A 19261-nucleotide genomic window follows, 5' to 3' on the forward strand; every position below is an offset into this window, starting at 1 on the left:
CATTAGTCAGAATAATCGTTTCTTTTTCACACTTTAACCTTCGCATATTCTATCCACGCTTTCTTTCCATTTCCTGATCCAGGTACTTTGGTATCGGCTTTCCGGACCGGCGAGCAATGGCAATCTGTTTCTGATGCAGTCGTTTGATTACAGATCTCCGTTTCTTAGATTTTCCATCCTGTTGATTTCGGGAGGTCTGATTGTTGCTGCTAGCATCAGAGGTCTTTTCCTGATTCTTCTTCTGATTATTCACCAGACCGTCCACCATATCATAATTGGCTTCGGTACCAGATTCTCTGCTTCGTTCATAAGTGCCGTTCTGGTAGAATTTCTGGTAATGTTCCAGACGGATTTTACCATCTTGTTTTAGCTGTTCGACCGGATTTAGCGGTACCTGCTGTTGGATGTAATCATGAATCTTTTGTTTTGTCTTTTCATCGAATTTCTTACATTCTTCGACAACCATTTTTCCATAGGCATCCAGGATAACACCCTGGGCCTGATCTCGGTATACCTGATGTTCCATCAAATAAAACTGTTTTCCATCAATAATGATGGTGTCTGTTGCAATCCAGTTCCCCTTTTTCCCATCAATCTGATAATTCTCAGTTTCTATAGTGATTAGTGCACCGGATGTGTTGATACGAATAAATCCGGCCAGATACTGTGGATAGTTCTCATCTACATAGTAGCAGCTGATTTCTCCACCCTTGTTCAATACGAGCACGTCACTGACTTCGCATTGATTTTTCGTCCGTTTCCAGATGTCAGCGACTTTTTCATTTTCCTGCATTTCATGAATCGCGACTAATCGGTAATTTTCGACAGTAATCGACACATTCTGCTGTCTTGCCTCTTGATATGGCAGATGCCACAGTGCTTTTCCTGCTGTCTGCTGATCTACTCGGTAGACTGCAAATTGATTAAGCTTCATAGGCATCGTCCTCCAAGTTATTCAGATAATAATTCAGATCCAGAGAATAGTAGTATTTGTCTTCGATCTGCTGTAATTTTCCAACTGTAGAATTGATAATCTCAATCATTTCATCATTCTCAGGATCACTTTCTTCCTGTTCCAGGACTTCCAAAGCTTCCTTCAGTGTTTGGATTGTTTCTTCCTTTGTGTGCTGCTGGAAGATAGCAGTAATAGTCAGTTCGTTTTCTTCCAGGTTTACGTTTCTCATAGGCTCATTTCCCCCCTTTTCTTTTTCGGTATTGGTTTCATTTGTATATTCAGCTCCTTCTCGTTTTTTTCTTCGCTTATATTTTTTTCGTTATCCACCTTTTTATTAGATTCCAAAGGATTTTCCACATTTGGATGTCTTTCTTCCAAGTACTTTTCCACACGACTGATTGCATTTTGCACATAAGAATTTTCTCTAAATCCAGGAATCGAATTCAAAAATTCTTTCTGTATTTTTCCTTCAATCATCAGACTCTGCATTCCTTCATAATCACTTCCGTCTTTCAGATCAAAGCCAACACATTTCAGTCCATGCATACGTTCTGATGGGATTTTCTCATAAGCTTCCAAGGCTTCTGGTAATGTCAGGTCATAATGTACTTCACCCATTACAGGAAATTCAGCACATTCAGCCGCATAAAAGCTGATACATGTAAGATCATTTTCATAATCCACATTTTCTATTTCTGGGACAATATCGAGTATTTTTTCTCTTTGTGCTGCAAACTCTGGAAGTTCTGCAAATCCAAATCGATCCACGTAATATGCCTGCATATCCCCACCACGGTTTGTAATGATAACATCACTGACCGACATAGAATGTGCTTTATAATCTGCTGGTGGATTATCGTTGAATACGGCATACAAATCATCCATCTTTTCATTTTCATGTAATCTGCCAGAATAGACACATTTATAATTTGCTGCATCGATTGTAATGCCATCTTCTTTGACCATTGCCATATTCATAAATAAATGTTGTTTTCCCGGTGTGCCTTCATCCACATGGTAAATCGCATAGCGGTCACCATTACCTCTGAACATTTCTTCCTCTAGGGTATAATCAAACTTAAATGGATACAAAGCCCGATCAACTCTTTCCGAAATATCCGTTCCTTCTGCAATCGTATCTTCCAGCCAATCTTTGATATCTCCCCATGATTCAAACTGCAAATACCCGGCAATTTCATGTGTCCCATCCGGTGCCAGTACAATATGTCCCGGTTCGCTTTCCCGATAATCATAGCGGTATCCGGCTGCTTCCAGTGCATCTACCAGAATGCCGTATTTTTCATGTAATTCTGTTTTCTGTTTTTCTTCAAGAATGATTTCCAGTTCTTCTGTAAGCTGATCGATCATTTCACCGGCTGTCTTGCGGATCACATCCATAGATGCTTTCATTTCCTTCATTTCCCGGCTGCTGCTCCACCCTGCAATATAAGGAAAACTGTAATCCGATGTATCCAAACCAAAGGAAGAACACACACAGTAAGCAACAGATTCTGCTTCAAATGGAAACATTAACATTTGAAGCATTATACTCAGCATTCCAAAATGTTAATCATTTTAAAGAATGCTGAGAAATAAGACGTTTTTCTACTAAAAGATGTGCATTATTCGTTAGCGCAATCCACAAAGTCTTGCCATTTCATCTTCGTTACCCTCCCACATTGGTGCTTCATCAGATACAGGTGTTGGAACAGATTCCATTGCGTCTCTAAGCTGTTCAACAGATGGCTTTGCATAGTAGCTTTTGGTTGTATCAGTTCTGGCATGTCCTAACACTGTAGAAACCAGCTCAATGGCGATTCCATCCTGATAAAGATTTGTGGCTCTGGTTCGGCGGAACATGTGACAGTGAACCGAATCCGGAAGACTAACCCCTTTTTCACTGACCAGAGCTGCATATTTTTTTATAATCCGCTGGACATTTCCAACGGACATCCTGTCTGTTACACCTTTTATTGTTGTGGAAAATAAGTATGCTTCTTTGGAAGAATTACTGTGATATACACGTATATATTCCCTAAGGTGTTCGACTGCTTTAGCTGTTAATTGTATGGTTCTTTCTTTATTACCTTTGCCGGTTATGAAAATATTTGGATATTTTGATTCCATTGCGATATCACATAGGCGAATATTAAGCAGCTCACTGATTCTTACAGCTGTATCGTAGAGAAGAATCAAAATAGCACGGTCTCGTACACCGAATTTCGTATTCGGCGGTGCAGACAGTATTGCAGCAAGTGCATCATCGGACAAAATAGGTTTTTCCTTTTTAATGGTTTTGCATGGTGAGATCTGACTGATCGCCAGGGCAACTGACTGGACTGATATGTCCATATCCGAGGCATAGTTCAGATAGGCACGGATAGCCGCGACTCTTACATTTACAGTTGATGGCTGGCTGCCATTTGCAAGCAGATATTCTCTGAAATTATAAATACATTCTTTGGTACAATCAGAAAACTGAAAGGTGCTTATGGATTTACCTAATTCACCTACAAGGTAGTTTTTAAATATTGTAAGGGAATCTCTGTAGGATTCTGCTGTAGCCTGACTGCGTCCGACCTGCTTTACCAAATAAACATTTAGAAAGTTCCATGTGTGAGAAAAGAACAGCTGGTCAGTCGATATCTTTGCTGATTTATTCTTCATAGGGAATCACCTCCGGAATGACCTTTCCAGACACTGAATCTTTCTCTCGGATAGTATCAAATGCCTTTTCTACAAGATGATAGTAATAATACGTTTCATCAGGACTTTTGTGTCCAAGGTATCTGCTTAAATATGGGAGCATAGTGTTTGTATCAATTCCCTGATGCATCCACTCATTAAATCTCTCTACTACAAAAGCATGGCGTAAACAGTGGGGTGTCGGATGTTTATCAACTGTCCTGGCAACCGGAAGCATGGCCCAATGGCGGTTAAAACTCGATTCTACTCCAGAGCACGAAACAGGCTTATGTGGATCTTTTCCCGGAAAAGCCCAGTCAATTCCGGGGAAAAGCATTTCCTGACGTTCTTTATAGTTTTTAAGTACCGGAAGGCTATCCTGCGGAAGATATACAAGGCGATCTTTGTTACCCTTTGAGCCAAGGACAGTAAGGATTCCTTTATCCAGGTCTATGTGCTCCCATTTTAGCAATCGCCCTTCTGACAGACGCAGACCGCAGCAAAAATATAGGAGAAAAAGAATCTTGCATTCTCTATCGAGTCTAAATTGCTCTGAATTATGAGACGTGCGGATATCCATTTTCTGTAGCAGTTCCTTAACTTCCTCTTTTGATGGAATGTAAAGAACCGGACGGTAAGCCTTGCAGAAAAAATTAGGAATGTATGCTTCCTGACCAAGGGAAAGGATATATTCACTCAGCACCTTCACCATCGACATACGGCGATTATGATAGGCATCTCCTTCGCCCGGTCTGGCTTCTGACCATTTGGCTGCCATTTCATAGGTGACTGTTGTCAGTTCCGGATAATTCTGTACGCAAAAGGTATCAAAGCGTTTTAATAGCTTTTCTTCGGAATTATAGGCATATCCATCAGCTCGTTTTTGCTGTATAAGTCCTTCGATATGATGTGCCAGACCGCTCTCAAAAATGTATGTCATGATAAAACACCTCCAAATTCCAGAGGGCAGAGCCTCATTTTATCTTCGTCACGTTCAAGATATACCTCTGCTGTTTCCTGACGTGCATGTCCGAGAGCATTGGAAATATCGTCAAGTTTGTTGTCTGCCCGAAGCATTCTTGTGGCAAATGTTTTTCGTGTCATATGAAAGCCCTGACCAGTAGATAATTCAAATCCATATTCAGCAAGTATTCTTTTTAAAGCTCCACGGCACGCCGTTGTAACTTTAAGCGGAATATATGGTGCCTGATGGCTGATAAATATATAACCGTTGCCTGTGACAGCCGATTCCGGACGTCCATTCATGATGTATTTATATACTGAATTACCTACATCCGTTGGGACTGGAAGCGTTATTGCTTTGCTTGTTTTCTGCTGAATGAAGGAAACAGTTTTGTTTTTCCAGTCAAAATCATTTACCTGAAGCTTTAGGATGTCTGCTCCCCTGATACCCATTCGAAGTCCAAGCATGACCATGGCTGTGTCCCTGAGCTCCATGGGAGTAGAAGCTTTCTCACGATATTCATATATATTCTCGACCATAGCATCGCTCAGAACATCAACTATGCTGCGATGAGGCGCACAGCTTGCAGATACTGCAAAAGAAAGTGTTGGTGAAATCAGATCCTGGTCAGCCATGTACCGTAGAAGCTGACGAAGCTTGGTTCCATATGCATTTTTACTTTCCGGGGTCGAGTGGACATCATGGTTATGAAATGCTTTAACCACATCGGGTGTTATGGAGACTGGATTATCTATTCCATTATCTTCAAGATATTTGAAGAAACTGCATCCGGCTGCCCTACACATGGTAAGTGTCTTATCGGTCATTCCATCCCGCCTGCGGCTTTCTATGAAACCATCAAGGATGCTTTTGCTCCATGATGGAAGATGATCAGATGCACGCATCGGCTCAGCGATTATATTGGATTCCATTATGCCCTGGAGATACTTTTCAAACATTCTGATAGTGTGTGAACGACGAGCTGATCCGGAACTGCTGGCTTTGATCTGATTCGGGCAATCCGGGAGTATATCTATCCATGATGTCACAGTTTCTGCCGAGTGTTCCAGATGGTTAAGTTCCAGGAACATGAAATACCATGTGAAATCATTGCGATAAACAGCTTTTGATGATTCCATGTATTTCCAATCGTCCAAAGCGTCAAGATATTCATCAGCTTTAAGAGCGAGAGGTATACTCGGATGAAATGCGGTACCTATTTTAGAAAGTCTCATCTCAAGCAGTATTTCAACGTTCTCACCAAAAAGAACCCGCTGGTAACACTCTGGCACATCACCTCTGCGGTGAAGATATTTCATAAGTGCTGTCATGGCACATACGGCGTTCTGACGTCTGGCAAGAGATTTACAGGATTTGCAGTAAGTATTCCAGTATTCGATAAGAGTATCTATGGTTATTGCTTCCGGCTCTGTAACTCCCAGGGAAGTAGCAAGCCTGAAGAACTCCTTGATGGCAACAGAATACGTATGGTAATAGCAGGGATTCTGTGTGGTCGCATAGTATTCTTCCAGCTCATATGTCAGGCGAAAAAAGGATTCCGATATTCCGCTCCGGCAGAAAAAACTGTCTTCTGAGCGGCAGAAAGAACTTTTGATATCTCCAAAGAGCAGGTAATGCTCGAGGCGGAACAGGGCATTTCTATATTGAGAACACGTCTCATAGGAAATTTCCCGTTTTTTAATCTCAAGCCAGTCCAGTGCGGCATCCATTGAAAAAGGAATGCCCTTATCCATCAGGTACTTGAAGAGTGTAGTATAACAGGTTCTGTGCATGTCTATATTTTTACATGCACTGTCTGGCTGTTTCATCATATTGAGAACTGATGAAATAGCATCTAAATAGTTTATTTGCATATCAAATGCGCTCCTTTCCGGCTTCCCATTCGAGGGGAAAACCTGATAATAGCATATCTGATAATGCTCATCTTTTTTACAAGAAAGTGAGGATTTATGGAAAATAATTTAAAAGATCAACATTATAAAAACATGGGTATAACGCTTCAACCTCTTTTGTCAGACGGTCTTTTTCTACACCCAGGCTTTCCATGATTTCCTTGTCATGCAGTTTAGCATGGACGGTTTCATGAATAGCAGTCTTTAAGGTCTGGCTTTCACTGAGTCCTTTTTTGATCACGATTTCCTTATCTGCATTGTGATAATATCCATTGGCATTGCCATCGATCTCATCGAATCGTATCGGCACTGGGGATATTTTCTGAATAGCCTGCATGAAAGAATCAAAATCCTGTACAGCTGCAGTCAGTAATTCCGGTGCCAGTGTCTGGATTGGTTCCCCGGATGTCTGAGCAATATCAAAGACGGTAACTGCTTTAAAATGCGGAACTGTAACTTCCACCTGTTCAGTCTTAGGTTTTCCATCGGTTCCCATGATCGGTCGCTGATTTTCATCCAGAACCTCTTTTTCCTTCATTTTCTTATATGGTGCCGGTGCAATGATTGTAATTCCTTTTTCGCCTTTCATGACCTGTCTACCCATGGACTGCCAGTTTTTGTAGCTGGTAACAAGTGTGGCATCCGGTCGCTGCATGGCGATCAGCATTGTATTATTAAAGGAATAATTGTGAAACTTTGCCATGGTTTTAAGAAATTCCTGATAGCGGTTACTTGTAAAAAGTTCTTCCACACCGGATTCCAGTGACTGCATAATGCTGTCCATATCTTTTCCCTGAACCGGTAATGGAATTGTTGCTGTCTGCACTGTTGGAATATCTCTTACGTCACCCTTTTCTTTTGTATCTGTTACTTCTTCATAGGGTGCGGTGGCTTCAGTCACCATTCCTTTAGTCAGATCAATATCTTCAACACGAGTAGAAAAACGAACCCTGCTATCTGGAAATTCTCCTTTATCTCGAAAGGAATAGTAATTCCCATTCCGTCCTGTAATGATGTGATCAACCAATGAAATCCCCATCAATTCCCCTAATTCCTGCATTCTTGCTGTAGTCTGGATATCCGATGTAGATGGTGTCAGATTTCCGGACGGATGATTATGAATGAGCATCATTGAATGAGCATTCGAAAGAATTGCACTCTTAAATATTTCTCTTGGATTAATTAATGCTTCATTCAGCGATCCTACAGATACGATATTCATATTGATCGGTGTTAAATCTGCCTGTAAATTAACAATACAAAAGAGTTCCCGATCCATCTGGGAAAGAAATTCATTCATAACACGAATTGCTACATCTGGATTATTCATAGGTTCATTACTATAAAGTGGTGGCTGTTCCACCATACGAATTGCTACCTGTTCTAATTTATCTGCCATCAGCAACACCTCCAATCGGCACATTTATAATAAATTCCTGATCATGTAACGTCTCAATTTGCTTCTTCAATTTTTTAAACGAAAATGTGTGTGATAATCTTTTTCGATACTGGCTGTATCTTAAGCTTGTATTTGTTTTAATGTTCTCTTTCGTCATAATCTTCTCCTTTTCAAAATGCCCCACGACATTTCCTTATGCCGCAGGGCGTTTGCTCATTTAACGGGTTTCATGCTTGATATTAGAGTTCCATATCGTGCTTCTTTGTTTTCGGTTTCTGATCCGGCTGTTCTTTTCCTGCTTTCTCTGTTTTTGCAGCCTGCGCTTCTTTTTCTTTCTGACGTTCTGTAAATCTGTCGGCTTTTTCAAAGACGTGCTCCTTTGTGTCAAAGTGATATACATCATTGGTAAGGCGTTCTGCTGGTGCTACCTGAGTCGCATTGACTTCTTTTACCATATCTCTTAACATTTCTGCATCCACTTGCCCGTCATCTGGCAAGACCAGCATTTCATGGATGGATGATGGCAAAATGAAGAAATCATTTCCAAGAAGTTCCCCCATGCTATCCATGAATTCCGGATAAAAGATCACACCGGCTCCATCAATTCTGTCTGTATTCGTAACAACAAAGAATGTCGGCATCTCGCTTGATTCCTGCAATGTTTCCTGCAGCATTTCACGTTCATCCGGTGTCAGCATGAGAATATTTTTCTGGTACATTTCATCTATCAATGCACCTATACTTGATACCTCCGGAGCCATGACACGCGGTGAACTTTTCATCGCATCTTCATGAAGCTGTTCTGCAGAGATTCCATACTGTTCAAGCAGATCATTCTTGATAAACATGGAACTTAATCCATCCTGATCCTTGCCTACTGCCACATGATAGGTGATTGCGAGATCTTCCTTCAGCTGGTGTGGCGCATTTTCGAGGACTTCCTTATTTGCTTCGGCTGATGATACACGGATAAACAGCTTGTCCTTCACATCTTCATAATTTAAAATAGCTTTCAGATCAACCTGTATCGGTGCCTCAATAACTATATCTGCAATCTTTCTGCATACAGTTTCCATTGTTACGCCAGGCTGTGCTTTATATGCTTCATACAGCTGATTAAGATTGATCGTCGGGGTAAGCATCTCACCTTCTTTTCTCACCATCAATCCCGTATAGGCACGGTTCAGTTTCTGACACTCCATCGTTGATACTTCTGCATTCTCATAATCCTTTGGTAAAAAGAGTTTGATATTGTCCTTTACTTCATTTACAAATTCATTAAAATTCATTCTTCGTTTCCTCCTCTAATCTGTTTTTTTATTTCTTTTTGCTTTTGTTTTTTGGTTTCTTTTTTGGAAAGGATAAAGAAAATTTCACCCTTCCGGTTTCATCTGCATCCATATGAAGATCTGCCTCAAAGTACATATTTTTCTTTCTGGAATACAGATCTTTTACATGCACACATCCACTTTTCAGAAGTTCTGCAGCCATCTTTTTATCCATGTTTTTTTCCATGCTCTGCAGATAGCGGTTATCTTTCCAGAGAGCAAAGTGACAATCATGGTTGCTACAATAGAAGTTGGTTTTGCTTTCATATACCAGGCTTCCACATACCGGACATGTTCCAATGCTTTCTCTGGTCTGAAATCTTCTTGTTTCTTCTTCGGAAATCGCATCGCATCCATTCAGCATCATGGTCAGCATGTTTTTGATCCCGGTCATAAACTGTTCCGGTGCAATCTCTCCATGCTCCATCAAAAGCAGCTGATTTTCCCATTCTGCAGTCATACTTGCAGATTTCAGAAAGTCTGGCAGGATCTCCACAAGGACTTTTCCATCATCTGTTGGAATAATCTGTTTTCCTTTTCGGGTGGCATATTGGGAATAGACCAGTTTCTCGATGATACCGGCTCTTGTTGCCGGAGTTCCTAATCCTTTCTTTTCTGTGTCTTCATCGAATTCCTTATTTCCAGCAGTTTCCATTGCCGCAAGGAGAGTATCTTCGCTGTATGGTTTCGGTGGAGATGTAAAATGCTCTGTCTTTTCTGCATCCACAGCATAGAAAGTCTGTCCCTGGGTTACTTTCGGCATCCTCTCTTTCATTTCCTGATCCGGATCTACGATTGCCATGCGATCCTTATTTTTGAAGCAGTTTTCAAAGAGTTTCCATCCATCCTGCAGGACAATCTTTCCTTTTGCTTTGAAGATTTCTTCCTGGCATTCCACTTCAATCTCTGTCTCCTGGTAAATGTGATCCTTACTCATTGCCATGACCGTATGGACTGCAATCAGGAAAAGAATCTTTTCTTCCCAGGATTTCAATTCATCCAGATGGCAGGATGCAAGTTCCATCGTTGGAATGATTGCATGGTGATCTGTCACCTTGCTGTTATTCATGACTTTCTTCACATCTGGCTGCTCCGGCTGATCAAACGGACCTGTTAGTTGATATTTCTCATAAATCTGACGAACCACATTTCTTGCGGTCTGCTCCATATCTTCGGTCAGATACTGGCTGTCCGTTCTTGGATAAGTGATCAGTTTCTTTTCATACAGGCTCTGAGCGGTATCCAGTGTCTGTTTGGCTGTCATTCCGTAGATACGGTTTGCTTCTCTCTGCAGTGTGGTCAGATCATAAAGCTTTGGTGCTTTTACTTTCTTTTCCGTTTCTTTTACTGCTGTGACAATAGCTTCACTTCCCTGGCATCTACTTCTTAACTGTTCCGCCTCATCCGGATCAAAGATTTTTGGCTTTACAGCCGGAATTCCATCACAATCGAGTTCCACATTGAAATACTTTTCTTTCTGGAAATTGCTGATCTGTCCGGCACGTTCCACCAACATGGCAAGTGTCGGTGTCTGAACCCTTCCAACGGTCAGCTTTTTGAAGTACTTTGTGGTGTAAGCTCTGGTTGCATTCATTCCTACCAGCCAGTCAGCCTGAGAACGGCATACAGCAGCTTCGGCCAGATGTCGGTATTCCTCTGCGGATCTCAGATGCTGCATTCCATCAAGGATTGCTGAATCTTCCAGAGAACTGATCCATAATCGTTTCACCGGCTTTTTACTTCCGGATAAGTCATAGACATGTTTGAAGATTAATTCTCCTTCACGTCCGGCATCACAGGCATTTACGACGTATTCAATTTCCGGACTGTTGAGCAGTCTTTTTAAGATATAGAACTGATCTTTCTTATCTTCTGAGACTGTAACTTTCCAGTCTTTCGGGATGATCGGGAGATCTTCATATCTCCACTGGTTAAATTTCTCATCGTAAGCATCCGGTGAAACATATTCGGCCAGATGTCCGAAGCACCAGCTGACCATACAGTCGGTTCCTTGTAAATATCCGTCTTCTCGTTCCTGTGCTCCAATCACTTCTGCGATTGCTCTTGATACACTTGGTTTTTCTGCAATTACTAAATACATGATGTATTACCTCCTTCATATAACGAAACGGAGAGAGCATGTTTTACAGCCCCCTCCGCTAAAAAAGTTTATTTATTTTTCATTTTCTTCAAAATCTTCGTCTTCAGACTCTTCCTCATCCGGAACTTCTTCCAGTCCACCTGTTTCCAAACCTTCCGGCTGATCATCCTCATCTTCCTCTTTTTTAGGTTTATAGATCTTGAAGTAGTAGTAAGCTGCCACACCGCCGAGAGCCAAAATCAGGATTGTTGCCATTGCACCCATATTGGTTTTTGCAGATGCTGTTTTCTCCGGATCAATGGTAGCTTCCTTGTCTACATCCTCATTATTTGTTTCATCCAGCACTACCTTTGATTTATCTGGCTGTGGTGTTACGACAGTAGCAGTGCTGTCTTTATCCAGAAATTCGGACAGATCATTCTCATCAATCTGGGATAACATATAGACATTCTGTGATGTGGCACTACGGTCGATCACGATATAGAAAGTGTTGTTATTCTTCGTTGTAACCGTAAGAAATTCCTTTGTGGAATCATCGGTAATGTCATCCTTGACTTCACCATTGCCAGGTGTCGTAAATGCAGTTCCCTTGTCTGTTCCATCTTCCGGCAGCACCTCGTTTGTGTTTGTCGCCTCGTCCTTTTTCTCTTCTTTGTCTGTTGACTGTTCCGTCTGAGTTGTCTCTACTTTGGATGCCTCTGCCGATTCATCCACATAGGCAAATGCTGTGGTTGATGCTGTAAAAAGCATCATGACTCCCAACAGCAGTCCTGCCATTTTCTTATTCATTTTCTTCCATTTCACCATTCTGATATTCCTCCTTATTTTCTTCTGTGAATACAAAGGAGCCTGAACCTTCATCGTCAGACTCCCTGCTTACCTGAAATTTAACTTTTCCACTCTGGATACCATCCAAAAGATCATATAACTGATCATTCTCCATCTTCATACCACGGATGCACCTGATCATCTCATTGTCCTCTTCCTGCTTTAATGCAGCCTGGACACCCCTAAGATATTGCTGCAGATCCGCGATCTTTTTCTCTGTCTTGGCAATCTCATCCAGATATTTTTTTATCTTTTTATTCAAACTTTCACCTCCCTTCGTTCACCCCTTTATGGCAGTCTTCCAAAGCACATGAAATGTTGCTGCCAGTAGGATGTGCTGATATTTGAGTAATGGATCGGATCCCCGCAATGGATCATCATATTGTTACCGACATAGATACCCACATGGCTTGCACCGGATGTGTTATACGTTCCCTGGAAGAAGATCAGATCTCCTGGTTTTGCTTCTTGCGGTGATACATAAGTACATACGCCTCTTAATCCATCTGCGGTCAATCGTCCATAGTTCCAGCCATTACCACAGTGGTTAATGACATAAGATACGAATCCTGAGCAGTCAAATCCGGACGGAGAGTAACCACCCCATACATAAGGTACTCCCAGATATTTTTCCGCTTCTCGGATCATCCGGGCAAATTCTTCATCCTGCAGTGCTTCCGGTGGAATCTCATAGCTCATTCCATTACCGCCTGATCCACTGGTCACATTGTTTACATCCCACAGATAATTTCTGTTTCCATAGGTCGTATTTAACGCATTGTAAATAATCAGCTGTTCTGCATTCAGATTGGCTCTTGCAACAGCATCAAAACTTCCATTTGTCAGTGTCACATACAGAATCTTCTTGGTGCTTGTACTGGTAACGGTTACTTCCTGACTGCCATTGTCATCTGCGATATAAGCTTCCCAGGTCTGGTGTCCATGAGCAGAGGCTGCAGCATGGTTATCATAGTAAACGTCAAACTGGACACCATATCGTGCAAAGGCTCCGGTATCCTCAACTGTGTATTCCACACCATTCATTACTACCTTAGTGCCAATCGGCACAAATGGATTGGAAGCATCTACAGCAATGGTATGGTTTGCAGTTGGATATGCACCACTAGCAGTTGGACCTCCGGACCATACACCACAACAGATTCGACAGTTACAATATCCGCTGGTCACTACCTGTCCCAATGATTCTCCGACTCGAACATTTCTGGTTTCTGTCACCGTTTCTGTTCGACCTTCTGTATTCAGATGATATTGTGCTTCAAAAAGAGATTGCAGCTCGTTTTCAACATCTGAGTACGTCCAGTCCCCGTATTTTGCGGTAAGATACGAGATAAGATGGTATGGATTATGACCAATCTCAGCAATGTTGTACTGATACTCGTCATAATTTGGATGTCTTCGTTCCATCTCATTGATCTGCTGATTCAAGGCACTTTCCAAAGCGGCATATCTGTTTTCGGCAGCATAGATATCCTCGTCTGAACTTGGATACGTTGTAATACCGATCACAGATCCAGCACCCTCAATAGAGGCACTGCAGCTCCCCAGAGATACTGCTATGACAAGAAAAAGAAGCGCAAAAATACCGATGCCTGCGAACATGGCACGATTACGCTTTATAATCTCTTTCAAGGCAATCTTTGCTTTCACCGTCATGTTCTCGACACCGGTAATGGTTGTCGCTCCACCTAGACTGCCAGCGGATTTTCCGGCTCTGGCTGCCCGGTATGCATCCTTATATCGTTTTTTCTGAAAGAAGCGGTTATAGAAATGTCTCTTTTGCTCAGCGTTCTTTACCGATTCTGCATGTTTGACTCCTTCCATACTTTCTGCAGAACCAAATTTCAGTTTCTTTTCTACAGTAGCCTCACGATAACCTCTGCGATGGGTTTTCACATCCGTTCGTTTGCTGCGGATCTGAGCATGACGTAGGCCACGTAACGCAGCTTCTGTTTCACGCTCTGCAAGTCTGGCACTTTCCACACCTGCATTTTCATCTGTTTCTTCCTCTTCGGAAGTGACTGCTTTCATGCCAGATATAACAGCTTGTGTAGCAATGTCTTTCCCGGCTGTCCCTCCCGGTTTCATGCCAGCACCTTTCACCATTTGATTTCCTTCATCATCAAAAGATAATCTTCCGGCTTTTGCCTGTTCTTTGGTCATCTGTTTTTGCAGCTGCTTCTTCCGAATGGATTTCTTTTGGCTGTTCAGATTATTATCATCATCCGGGATTTTTTCATAACGATGCAGTTTCTTTTGATATCCGGATACTTTTTCTTCCGGTGTAACTTCAACTGTATCCTCAACAGCTTCCTGCCGGACAGAAGATTTCCGGATCTTTTCCATCTGCAGTCGTTTTCCTTTTCCCGATTTTGAATCTTCATTCTCAGCCTTTTTCCGTTCCCGTTCAGGAACAAATTCTTCCTTATTTTCCGGTCGTCCTCGACTCCTGTGACTGATATCTTTTACACTACCATCACGAAGATTTTCTTCTGTCAGACCATCCCTGGTCATCTTTGCGACCTTTTTATCTTTGCCTTTAAATTCTTTTCCAGCTATAGGTCATCACCTCCTGGCACAACTTTTCTTTCTGTACTCATTCAGTTCCTGGCGTCCTATAATCGGGATACCAGGATAACCATCTGCCTGTGTCCTGATTGCCGGAGAGCTTGCCTGAATATGAAATACCCAGTTCAGCTCACTCGGATCTCTTGGCCAGAATCTATTGATCAGCATGGCTTCCTTGAACTGGTTATTGTACAGATGGATCTGGGTTCGTTTATACAAAACTTCTTTCAGATCATCACTGGTAAGATGTGGGTAGATCTTTTGTGCCGGATAGAAATTCCAGAATACCCAGTCAAGGATAATATTCTGTGTTTCCAGCGGAAGCTCATACAGATGATGATCGTCATTAACTGTATGAACACGGTATCCAGGCTGCGCATTTTCCAGGTTTTTCATCTGAATGTAAGGATTATCCTGGTTCCACTGCCTGATTCGGATCTTATCGATTTCCTTCATGCTTTTCCGCCTCCATTTCTTTCTCTCGTTTTTCAACTTCTTCCGGTTTTGTAGTCATCAAACTGTACAGCTTCAAGTTCTTATCGAACTTGTCCTTAAATGGAATAATTGTTGTTCCATAGAAAAGAAGTCCTTCTCCTTCCCCGGAATTCGTCACATAGGACAACTGATATGGGGAAATATTCAGCTGTTTTGCGAGGATCTGTCTGTCACCTGCCGCCTGGTTCAGCATCAGGATAAAATCACTGTTCTCAAAGATATTTTCAATTTCCCTGCTGGCAAGAAGATCTTTGATATTCTGGGTGATACCACTTGGAATACCACCCCATTTTCTGAATCTCTTCCAGATTTCTACAGAATAAGCTGCTGTCTGTTCTTCTTTGAGCAGAAGGTGGAATTCATCGATATAGTACCTGGTAGATTTGATGCCACGGTTGATCGTAACTCTGTTCCATACCTGATCCTGGACGATGAGCATTCCGATTTTCTTCAGCTGCTTTCCAAGTTCCTTAATGTCAAAGCAGACAATACGGTTATTCAGTTCCACGTTGGTTCTATGATTGAACACTTTCAGTGATCCATTTACATAGATTTCCAGTGCTGTTGCAATCCTCTGGGCCTGTGGTTCTTTCTGTTTTCTAAGGCAGTCATACAGATCACCGAGGACCGGCATATTTTCCGGTTTTGGATCTGCAAAGTACTTCTGATACACCAGTGGAAGACAACGATCGATCACGGATTTTTCTTCCGCTTCAATGCCATCCCTGCTTCCCATGATCAGCTCACATAAGGACAGGACGAAATCGGATTTTACACCAAGTGGATTGTCATCATCGGAATAATCCATATTGATATCCATCGGATTGATATAATCCTTACTGGTTGGTGAGATGTGTACCACCTGTCCGCCAAGTGCATGGACCAGTGGGTAATACTCGCCCTCCGGATCTCCGATGATAATGTCATCCTTCGTAACAAAGAAAGCGTTGGTGATTTCTCTTTTTGCTGCAAAGGATTTACCGGATCCAGGCGTACCAAGGATCAATCCATTCGGGTTTTTCAGCTTCTTACGATCCACCATAATCATGTTGTTACTGAGTGCATTCAATCCGTAATATAAGGATTCTCCTGCCATAAAAAGCTCCTGTGTCGTAAACGGAACAAAGATCGCTGTACTGGTAGTCGTAAGAGCCCGCTTGATCGGGATATGATTTACTCCCAACGGAACACTGCTCATCAATCCTTCTTCCTGCTGATAGTCCAGACGTTTCAGTACACAGTTGTATTTCTGTGCAATTCCGGCAGTCTGGAAGATGGCATTGTCCAGTGCCTGTTTGGTCTTTGCTGTATTTAAAAAGAGCGCTGTTACAAGGAACATACGCTCATTTCGTGACTGCAGGTCTTCTAACAGACGCTTAGCTTCTCCGCCATACGTGTTCAGATCCGATGGAATGATATCCATATCGTATCCGGCCCGGACTGCTTTTTTCTGTTCTTCGATTTTCATACGGTTGATATCCGTCACTTTGCTTTTTACCAGCTTGATTGCCTTCATCTGATCCACAGACTGGACATGCAGGTTGACGATCAGGTTCTTATCGATATCCAGAAATTCTGCCAGCATCTTATCCGTAAGCTCCGGTGCCAGGATCTGCAGATAAGAGACAGCCCCGATAGTATTTCCCATCTGGAACGTATTTCTGTCTCGGAATACAAAACTGGTCGGCGCCACATAATCCTTTGTATTGAGTCCTGTCCGGATCATGGAACCATAATCAAACTGGAAGTCTGTCATGATATCCGGATTGAAAGTCTCATACAGTATCTGCAGACGTTCCACGCCATTCAGCGGATAGGCCGGAACTCCAAGAATTTTGAAGTTGTTCAGGATATCCGACTCAATACGTTCCAGCTTTGGCTTTGCTTCCCGGATATTATCTGCTTCGATGGAAAAGGTGATATATTTTGATTTCACCAGTCCATTATTTCCTTTCGCCAGCTGCTGTTTCAACATCTTTGCGTATTCCATACGGACATCATCAAAAGCATCATCCTGAGGACGGATCCGGACGACCTGTTCAAATTCTTTCATGCTGCTTTTATGATTGATAAAGCTCAGCTGAAAATGGATACTGGCATCAAAGTAATTGAGAAAATCACACCAGTTTTCAAAGATTGCATTTTTATCTTCGTTCTGAGCCAGCTGGTAGTTGATGTCATAAAAGCGGATACACTTAGAATACGTTTTTCCCTGTACCCTGCAGATCCCATCTTTTCCCATTTCCTTATAAGCGATCGACTGCTGGACGGACAGTTTTTTCTGCCTGCGTTTTTCTTCCTGCCTTTCCTTTTTCTTTTTCTCTTTTCTGTCTACTTTTTTGCATCCGGTATCTGCGACAGTTTTCTTATTTTTCTTTTTTCGCAACCGTTTTTCCTCCTTTCGGTTTTTCTGCATCCGGAGACTGTCTGATCTGTTCCGGATCTGTTTCATAATAGTTTTCAGTTTCATATTTTCTGACGGGTGGACGAAGAAATTTCACCCGGATCATATGCATCAGAACATCTTCCAGGTGCATCCCGTCTTTTTCGTACATGGCAAATAAAAATGCCGGTAACATCAAAAGCACCATGACCGTTGCTGCATTACTGTTCCCCATCACATTACGCAAGAGAAAATAGCTTGGAATTCCCATTGCAGCACCTATCCCGATACAGATCAGCTGTCTTTTGGTCAGGTTAAATGCTACTTTATTCTTTACCTTTGTTAAATCTTTCGGTACGCTGACATATGCCATGATTTTCACTCCTTCCTGTAATTTAGTGCGCGTTAAATATCGACTTACTTAAGGATGCCGTCTTAAAGAGGCTGTAACATAAGATCACTGTGTAAGCCATAACGCCAAATAATGAAGAACTCAGATTATCTGAATACTGGATACCTGCAACAAGCACTGCATAGATTGCAACGCATACCATCATCAGAAATGCCTGGAAAGCCAGGGCAAAGAGTCCTCTGAAATAATTCGTGCCGATCTGTCCCCATTCTCTGTTACTCATAGTTGCGAATGGAATCGGCGCAACTGAGGTATATAGGTAAATCTCTATCATACGTCCATACATGATCACTGTGATCAGTACAGACAGGATCTTCATACAGAAGCCAGCGATAAGGGTTTCCAGCGCCAATACAACAAGTTCTCCGATTTCCATACTTTCCAGTGTTGCGGAAAGATCCGTCAATGCCGAAGAAATATCAATGGCGGTACTTCCTGTGATAACACCGGCCGCAGAATTAACTACGTGCTGGCCCACATCGAATACCGCCATTGTGATCGTAAATGTGTTACTCACCAGATATACAGCGATCCACATTTTTACGAAGTACTTGAAAAACATCCAGGTATCAATATCATGCATGTTGTTGCGCTCGGTCAGCATAGAAATCAATTCGTAGCAGAGTACGAGTGTGATAATAATACCTGCGATCGGCATGATCACAGAATCCGATAAGTTCCGGATCATACTGAATATGCTGCCGTTCCACCCTTGCGGGGTCTGTCCAACCTGGGTAGCGATCTCACCAGTCTTTTGATTGACATCAGTAAACATCGTGTCCAGGTTGGAAGTGATCATCCCGGTTAAGAGTTCCCTCATCCATTCCTCAATCGCATCAAAAATCTGACTGAACATGGATCTCTACTCCTTTCTCTTAACCAAATAATCCACTCAGAAGCGGGATTAGCTGTGTTCCGATCAGGATAACACCACCACCGCTCATCAGCTGCTTAATTCCCTGGGATTTTGCACCCGGGTTGTCGTTTCCATAACCTTCCATCAGGTTGATTACGCCCCAGACACCAAGACCGGCACCGATTGCAACGACCAGTGTCTGAAGGATATTGATTGCACTGCTAAAAAAAGCCATAATCAAATGTATGAACAAACGCTTTTCTTATGGTCTGTAAGCGTTTGGCTCTACTCCTTTCCCTTTTATTCAGACCTTTTTGTACCCTTATCAGTAGTAGCAGGGGGCTCGAATTCTTTCT

Annotated in this window: 18 protein-coding genes; all 18 read right to left on the bottom strand. The window is 42.2% G+C overall.

What is annotated here, in order from left to right; genetic code table 11:
• Window positions 1-49: 49 nt before the first annotated feature.
• Window positions 50-934, bottom strand: coding sequence for a DUF4316 domain-containing protein (locus NQ503_RS17150; RefSeq protein ID WP_005423595.1), 885 nt, complete (start codon window positions 932-934; stop codon window positions 50-52).
• Complete coding sequence (locus NQ503_RS17155) at window positions 924-1184, bottom strand: transposon-transfer assisting family protein (protein WP_005423594.1); 261 nt, start codon at window positions 1182-1184, stop codon at window positions 924-926. Before NQ503_RS17155 ends, NQ503_RS17150 begins: the two co-directional genes overlap by 11 nt.
• Window positions 1181-2509 carry a YodL domain-containing protein gene (locus tag NQ503_RS17160; RefSeq protein WP_422677821.1) on the bottom strand — a complete coding sequence of 443 codons (1329 nt, stop codon included), beginning with the start codon at window positions 2507-2509 and terminating at the stop codon, window positions 1181-1183. Before NQ503_RS17160 ends, NQ503_RS17155 begins: the two co-directional genes overlap by 4 nt.
• A gap of 75 nt (window positions 2510-2584) precedes the next feature.
• Window positions 2585-3622 carry a tyrosine-type recombinase/integrase gene (locus NQ503_RS17165; RefSeq protein WP_005421652.1) on the bottom strand — a complete coding sequence of 346 codons (1038 nt, stop codon included), beginning with the start codon at window positions 3620-3622 and terminating at the stop codon, window positions 2585-2587.
• Complete coding sequence (locus NQ503_RS17170; protein ID WP_005421651.1) at window positions 3612-4580, bottom strand: tyrosine-type recombinase/integrase; 969 nt, start codon at window positions 4578-4580, stop codon at window positions 3612-3614. Before NQ503_RS17170 ends, NQ503_RS17165 begins: the two co-directional genes overlap by 11 nt.
• Window positions 4577-6478 carry a tyrosine-type recombinase/integrase gene (locus NQ503_RS17175; protein WP_005421650.1) on the bottom strand — a complete coding sequence of 634 codons (1902 nt, stop codon included), beginning with the start codon at window positions 6476-6478 and terminating at the stop codon, window positions 4577-4579. Before NQ503_RS17175 ends, NQ503_RS17170 begins: the two co-directional genes overlap by 4 nt.
• Window positions 6479-6572: 94 nt before the next feature.
• On the bottom strand, window positions 6573-7916 hold the full coding sequence (locus tag NQ503_RS17180; protein ID WP_005423590.1) for a JAB domain-containing protein: 1344 nt from the start codon (window positions 7914-7916) through the stop codon (window positions 6573-6575).
• On the bottom strand, window positions 7906-8073 hold the full coding sequence (locus tag NQ503_RS17185; RefSeq protein WP_005423587.1) for a hypothetical protein: 168 nt from the start codon (window positions 8071-8073) through the stop codon (window positions 7906-7908). The genes NQ503_RS17180 and NQ503_RS17185 overlap by 11 nt, the downstream gene beginning before the upstream one ends.
• 82 nt (window positions 8074-8155) lie before the next feature.
• Window positions 8156-9205, bottom strand: coding sequence for a DUF5688 family protein (locus NQ503_RS17190; RefSeq protein ID WP_005423586.1), 1050 nt, complete (start codon window positions 9203-9205; stop codon window positions 8156-8158).
• Window positions 9206-9233: 28 nt separating this feature from the next.
• Window positions 9234-11345, bottom strand: a complete 2112-nt coding sequence (locus NQ503_RS17195) for a DNA topoisomerase 3 (RefSeq protein WP_005423585.1) — start codon at window positions 11343-11345, stop codon at window positions 9234-9236.
• Between the two features lie 72 nt (window positions 11346-11417).
• Complete coding sequence (locus NQ503_RS17200) at window positions 11418-12152, bottom strand: CD1107 family mobile element protein (RefSeq protein ID WP_005334804.1); 735 nt, start codon at window positions 12150-12152, stop codon at window positions 11418-11420.
• Window positions 12127-12435: a DUF4315 family protein gene (locus NQ503_RS17205; RefSeq protein WP_044925244.1), complete on the bottom strand. Its 309-nt coding sequence runs from the start codon at window positions 12433-12435 to the stop codon at window positions 12127-12129. The genes NQ503_RS17200 and NQ503_RS17205 overlap by 26 nt, the downstream gene beginning before the upstream one ends.
• Before the next feature lie 26 nt (window positions 12436-12461).
• Window positions 12462-14705 (bottom strand): C40 family peptidase, encoded by a 2244-nt coding sequence (locus NQ503_RS17210; RefSeq protein ID WP_005423582.1) that lies wholly within the window; start codon window positions 14703-14705, stop codon window positions 12462-12464.
• 51 nt (window positions 14706-14756) lie between these two features.
• Window positions 14757-15215 carry a hypothetical protein gene (locus NQ503_RS17215; RefSeq protein WP_005423581.1) on the bottom strand — a complete coding sequence of 153 codons (459 nt, stop codon included), beginning with the start codon at window positions 15213-15215 and terminating at the stop codon, window positions 14757-14759.
• Window positions 15199-17670: a VirB4-like conjugal transfer ATPase, CD1110 family gene (locus tag NQ503_RS17220; protein WP_005423574.1), complete on the bottom strand. Its 2472-nt coding sequence runs from the start codon at window positions 17668-17670 to the stop codon at window positions 15199-15201. The genes NQ503_RS17215 and NQ503_RS17220 overlap by 17 nt, the downstream gene beginning before the upstream one ends.
• Window positions 17621-18010, bottom strand: coding sequence for a PrgI family protein (locus NQ503_RS17225; protein WP_005423573.1), 390 nt, complete (start codon window positions 18008-18010; stop codon window positions 17621-17623). The genes NQ503_RS17220 and NQ503_RS17225 overlap by 50 nt, the downstream gene beginning before the upstream one ends.
• Before the next feature lie 22 nt (window positions 18011-18032).
• Window positions 18033-18905 carry a VirB6/TrbL-like conjugal transfer protein, CD1112 family gene (locus tag NQ503_RS17230; RefSeq protein ID WP_005423572.1) on the bottom strand — a complete coding sequence of 291 codons (873 nt, stop codon included), beginning with the start codon at window positions 18903-18905 and terminating at the stop codon, window positions 18033-18035.
• Between the two features lie 19 nt (window positions 18906-18924).
• A complete protein-coding gene (locus tag NQ503_RS17235) occupies window positions 18925-19140 on the bottom strand; it encodes a Maff2 family mobile element protein (protein WP_005334815.1) in 216 nt (71 codons plus the stop codon).
• Between the last annotated feature and the right edge of the window lie 121 nt (window positions 19141-19261).

Origin of the sequence: Blautia obeum ATCC 29174 (assembly GCF_025147765.1) — a bacterium.
GTDB classification, from domain to species: domain Bacteria; phylum Bacillota; class Clostridia; order Lachnospirales; family Lachnospiraceae; genus Blautia_A; species Blautia_A obeum.